The 5,062-nt window shown below is 55.8% G+C and carries 2 rRNA genes; both read left to right on the forward strand.

The window, feature by feature from the left end:
- Positions 1–1,438, forward strand: a 16S ribosomal RNA gene (locus ESP51_RS20160); the annotation flags it as partial.
- 466 nt (positions 1,439–1,904) lie between these two features.
- Positions 1,905–5,008: ribosomal RNA gene (locus ESP51_RS20165) — 23S ribosomal RNA — on the forward strand.
- Positions 5,009–5,062 lie beyond the last annotated feature (54 nt).

The following is a 5,062-nucleotide window of genomic DNA, read 5'->3' on the forward strand; positions in this document are numbered from 1 at the left end:
GGATTAGTGGCGAACGGGTGAGTAACACGTGAGTAACCTGCCCTGGACTCTGGGATAACCCCGAGAAATCGGAGCTAATACCGGATAGGACCTGGAACCGCATGGTTTTGGGTGGAAAGTTTTTCGGTCTGGGATGGACTCGCGGCCTATCAGCTTGTTGGTGAGGTAATGGCTCACCAAGGCGTCGACGGGTAGCCGGCCTGAGAGGGTGACCGGCCACACTGGGACTGAGACACGGCCCAGACTCCTACGGGAGGCAGCAGTGGGGAATATTGCACAATGGGCGCAAGCCTGATGCAGCAACGCCGCGTGAGGGATGACGGCCTTCGGGTTGTAAACCTCTTTTAGTAGGGAAGAAGGGCTTCGGCTTGACGGTACCTGCAGAAAAAGCACCGGCTAACTACGTGCCAGCAGCCGCGGTAATACGTAGGGTGCGAGCGTTGTCCGGAATTATTGGGCGTAAAGAGCTCGTAGGCGGTTTGTCACGTCTGCTGTGAAATCCCGAGGCTCAACCTCGGGCCTGCAGTGGGTACGGGCAGACTGGAGTGCGGTAGGGGAGATTGGAATTCCTGGTGTAGCGGTGGAATGCGCAGATATCAGGAGGAACACCGATGGCGAAGGCAGATCTCTGGGCCGTAACTGACGCTGAGGAGCGAAAGCGTGGGGAGCGAACAGGATTAGATACCCTGGTAGTCCACGCCGTAAACGTTGGGCGCTAGATGTGGGGACCTTTCCACGGTTTCCGTGTCGTAGCTAACGCATTAAGCGCCCCGCCTGGGGAGTACGGCCGCAAGGCTAAAACTCAAAGGAATTGACGGGGGCCCGCACAAGCGGCGGAGCATGCGGATTAATTCGATGCAACGCGAAGAACCTTACCAAGGCTTGACATAACCGAGAACGCCGCAGAAATGTGGAACTCTTTGGACACTCGGTTACAGGTGGTGCATGGTTGTCGTCAGCTCGTGTCGTGAGATGTTGGGTTAAGTCCCGCAACGAGCGCAACCCTCGTCGTATGTTGCCAGCACGTAATGGTGGGAACTCATATGAGACTGCCGGGGTCAACTCGGAGGAAGGTGGGGATGACGTCAAATCATCATGCCCCTTATGTCTTGGGCTTCACGCATGCTACAATGGCCGGTACAAAGGGTTGCGATGTCGTAAGGCGGAGCGAATCCCAAAAAGCCGGTCTCAGTTCGGATTGAGGTCTGCAACTCGACCTCATGAAGTCGGAGTCGCTAGTAATCGCAGATCAGCAACGCTGCGGTGAATACGTTCCCGGGCCTTGTACACACCGCCCGTCAAGTCATGAAAGTCGGTAACACCCGAAGCCGGTGGCCTAACCCCTTGTGGGAGGGAGCTGTCGAAGGTGGGATCGGTGATTAGGACTAAGTCGTAACAAGGTAGCCGTACCGGAAGGTGCGGCTGGATCACCTCCTTTCTAAGGAGCATCTGGCAACCTTTGGTTGTCCAGGCATGCCAGATCAGGGGCGTTCGTTCCCTGCTGGCAGCTCATGGGTGGAACATTGACATAGGCATCGACGCGAATGGATTTCGTCTAGTACGCCGCTTCTTCGGGAGTGGTTGGAACGGTGGGGTTTTGGAGGGTTGGTGCGTGCACGCTGTTGGGTCCTGAGGGACCGGACGATCCTTGCCTTCGGGTGGGGGTGATGGTTTCTTACAGGCCTTCACCGAGACCGGCTTTGGCCGTGTGGGTGTGGGGGTTCTGGCCGTCTGTTGAGAACTACATAGTGGACGCGAGCATCTTAGAAACGGGACTTTTGGTCCTGTTTCACAAAAGGTGAATCGCCGAATGGGTGCCTTTCGGGGTGCTCTTTTTGGCGTTCACTGGTCAATTTCGCAGCATCGCCTTTCGGGGTGGTGTTGCACGATTCGATCTCATGTGATTTCAAGTTTTTAAGAGCAAACGGTGGATGCCTTGGCATCTGGAGCCGAAGAAGGACGTCGTAATCTGCGATAAGCCTCGGGGAGCTGATAAACGAGCTGTGATCCGAGGATTTCCGAATGGGGAAACCCCGCCAGGCCCTTTGGGTGACCTGGTGACTCCCGCCTGAATATATAGGGCGGGTAGAGGGAACGTGGGGAAGTGAAACATCTCAGTACCCACAGGAAGAGAAAACAACCGTGATTCCGTAAGTAGTGGCGAGCGAACGCGGATCAGGCTAAACCGAGCCATGTGTGATACCCGGCAGGGGTTGCATGGTCGGGGTTGTGGGACCTTTCGGAATGTGCTGCCGCGCATTCACGGTGACGCGTCAGGTATAGACGAATGGCATTGAAAGGCCAACCGGAGTGGGTGTGAGTCCCGTAGTCGAAATGCCTGGCCGGCCGGAGAGGTATCCCAAGTAGCACGGGGCCCGAGAAATCCCGTGTGAATCTGTCAGGACCACCTGATAAGCCTAAATACTCCCAGATGACCGATAGCGGACAAGTACCGTGAGGGAAAGGTGAAAAGTACCCCGGGAGGGGAGTGAAATAGTACCTGAAACCGTTTGCTTACAAACCGTTGGAGCCTCCTTGTTGGGGTGACAGCGTGCCTTTTGAAGAATGAGCCTGCGAGTTAGTGATATGTGGCGAGGTTAACCCGTGTGGGGCAGCCGTAGCGAAAGCGAGTCTGAATAGGGCGATTCAGTCGCATGTCCTAGACCCGAAGCGAAGTGATCTATCCATGGCCAGGTTGAAGCGACGGTAAGACGTCGTGGAGGACCGAACCCACTTCAGTTGAAAATGGAGGGGATGAGCTGTGGATAGGGGTGAAAGGCCAATCAAACTTCGTGATAGCTGGTTCTCTCCGAAATGCATTTAGGTGCAGCGTTGCGTGTTTCTTGCTGGAGGTAGAGCTACTGGATGGCCGATGGGCCCTAAAAGGTTACTGACGTCAGCCAAACTCCGAATGCCGGTAAGTGAGAGCGCAGCAGTGAGACGGTGGGGGATAAGCTTCATCGTCGAGAGGGAAACAACCCAGACCACCAACTAAGGTCCCTAAGCGCGTGCTAAGTGGGAAAGGATGTGGAGTTGCACAGACAACCAGGAGGTTGGCTTAGAAGCAGCCACCCTTGAAAGAGTGCGTAATAGCTCACTGGTCAAGTGATTCCGCGCCGACAATGTAACGGGGCTCAAGCACGCCACCGAAGTTGTGGCATTGACATTTGTGGTAGGCCTTCGTGGTCCAGCCGTGTTGATGGGTAGGAGAGCGTCGTGTGGCCAGCGAAGCGGCGGTGTGAACCAGCCGTGGAGGCCACACGAGTGAGAATGCAGGCATGAGTAGCGAAAGACGGGTGAGAAACCCGTCCTCCGGAAGACCAAGGGTTCCAGGGTCAAGCTAATCTGCCCTGGGTAAGTCGGGACCTAAGGCGAGGCCGACAGGCGTAGTCGATGGACAACGGGTTGATATTCCCGTACCGGCGAAGAACCGCCCACATGAAATCAGGAGTGCTAAGCATCCCAAGCCGCGTGGATCCCTTCGGGGACGATCGCGGGGCGGCATGCGACCCCATCTGGTGGAGTGAGCGTATTAACAGGTGTGACGCAGGAAGGTAGCCGATCCCGGGCGATGGTAGTCCCGGGGCAAGTGCGTAGGCCGAACCGTAGGCAAATCCGCGGTTCATCAAGGCTGAGACACGATGCGGATAAAAAGTTGGTGATCCTATGCTGCCGAGAAAAGCATCGACGCGAGGTTCTAGCCGCCCGTACCCCAAACCGACTCAGGTGGTCAGGTAGAGAATACCAAGGAGATCGAGAGAATCGTGGTTAAGGAACTCGGCAAAATGCCCCCGTAACTTCGGGAGAAGGGGGGCCTAAGGCGTGATCGGACTTGCTCCGGGAGCGCTGTAGGGCCGCAGAGACCAGTGGGAAGCGACTGTTTACTAAAAACACAGGTCCGTGCTAAGTCGCAAGACGATGTATACGGACTGACGCCTGCCCGGTGCTGGAAGGTTAAGAGGACCGGTTAGCCGCAAGGCGAAGCTGAGAATTTAAGCCCCAGTAAACGGCGGTGGTAACTATAACCATCCTAAGGTAGCGAAATTCCTTGTCGGGTAAGTTCCGACCTGCACGAATGGCGTAACGACTTCCCAGCTGTCTCAACCGCGAACTCGGCGAAATTGCATTACGAGTAAAGATGCTCGTTACGCGCAGCAGGACGGAAAGACCCCGTGACCTTTACTACAGCTTGGTATTGGTGTTCGGTGTGGCTTGTGTAGGATAGGTGGGAGACTGTGAAGCTGGCACGCTAGTGTCGGTGGAGTCATTGTTGAAATACCACTCTGGTCACTCTGGATATCTAACTTCGAACCGTGATCCGGTTCAGGGACAGTGCCTGGTGGGTAGTTTAACTGGGGCGGTTGCCTCCCAAAGAGTAACGGAGGCGCCCAAAGGTTCCCTCAACCTGGTTGGCAATCAGGTGGCGAGTGTAAGTGCACAAGGGAGCTTGACTGTGAGACTGACAGGTCGAGCAGGGACGAAAGTCGGGACTAGTGATCCGGCAGTGGCTTGTGGAAGCGCTGTCGCTCAACGGATAAAAGGTACCTCGGGGATAACAGGCTGATCTTGCCCAAGAGTCCATATCGACGGCATGGTTTGGCACCTCGATGTCGGCTCGTCGCATCCTGGGGCTGGAGTAGGTCCCAAGGGTTGGGCTGTTCGCCCATTAAAGCGGTACGCGAGCTGGGTTTAGAACGTCGTGAGACAGTTCGGTCCCTATCCGCTGCGCGCGTAGGAAATTTGAGAGGATCTGACCCTAGTACGAGAGGACCGGGTTGGACGAACCTCTGGTGTGCCAGTTGTTCCGCCAGGAGCACCGCTGGTTAGCTACGTTCGGGATGGATAACCGCTGAAAGCATCTAAGCGGGAAGCCGGCCTCGAGATGAGATTTCCATCCCTTCGGGGGAGAGGCTCCCAGCCAGACGACTGGGTTGATAGGCCGGATGTGGAAGACAGGACTAAAGACTGTCGGAGCTGACCGGTACTAATAAGCCGATAACTTGACAATCACTACACTCACAACGTTTGAACACATTTCATGTAAAGGCCGTGTGAGTGGCCC

Origin of the sequence: Agromyces albus (assembly GCF_004134825.1) — a bacterium.
GTDB classification, from domain to species: domain Bacteria; phylum Actinomycetota; class Actinomycetes; order Actinomycetales; family Microbacteriaceae; genus Agromyces; species Agromyces albus.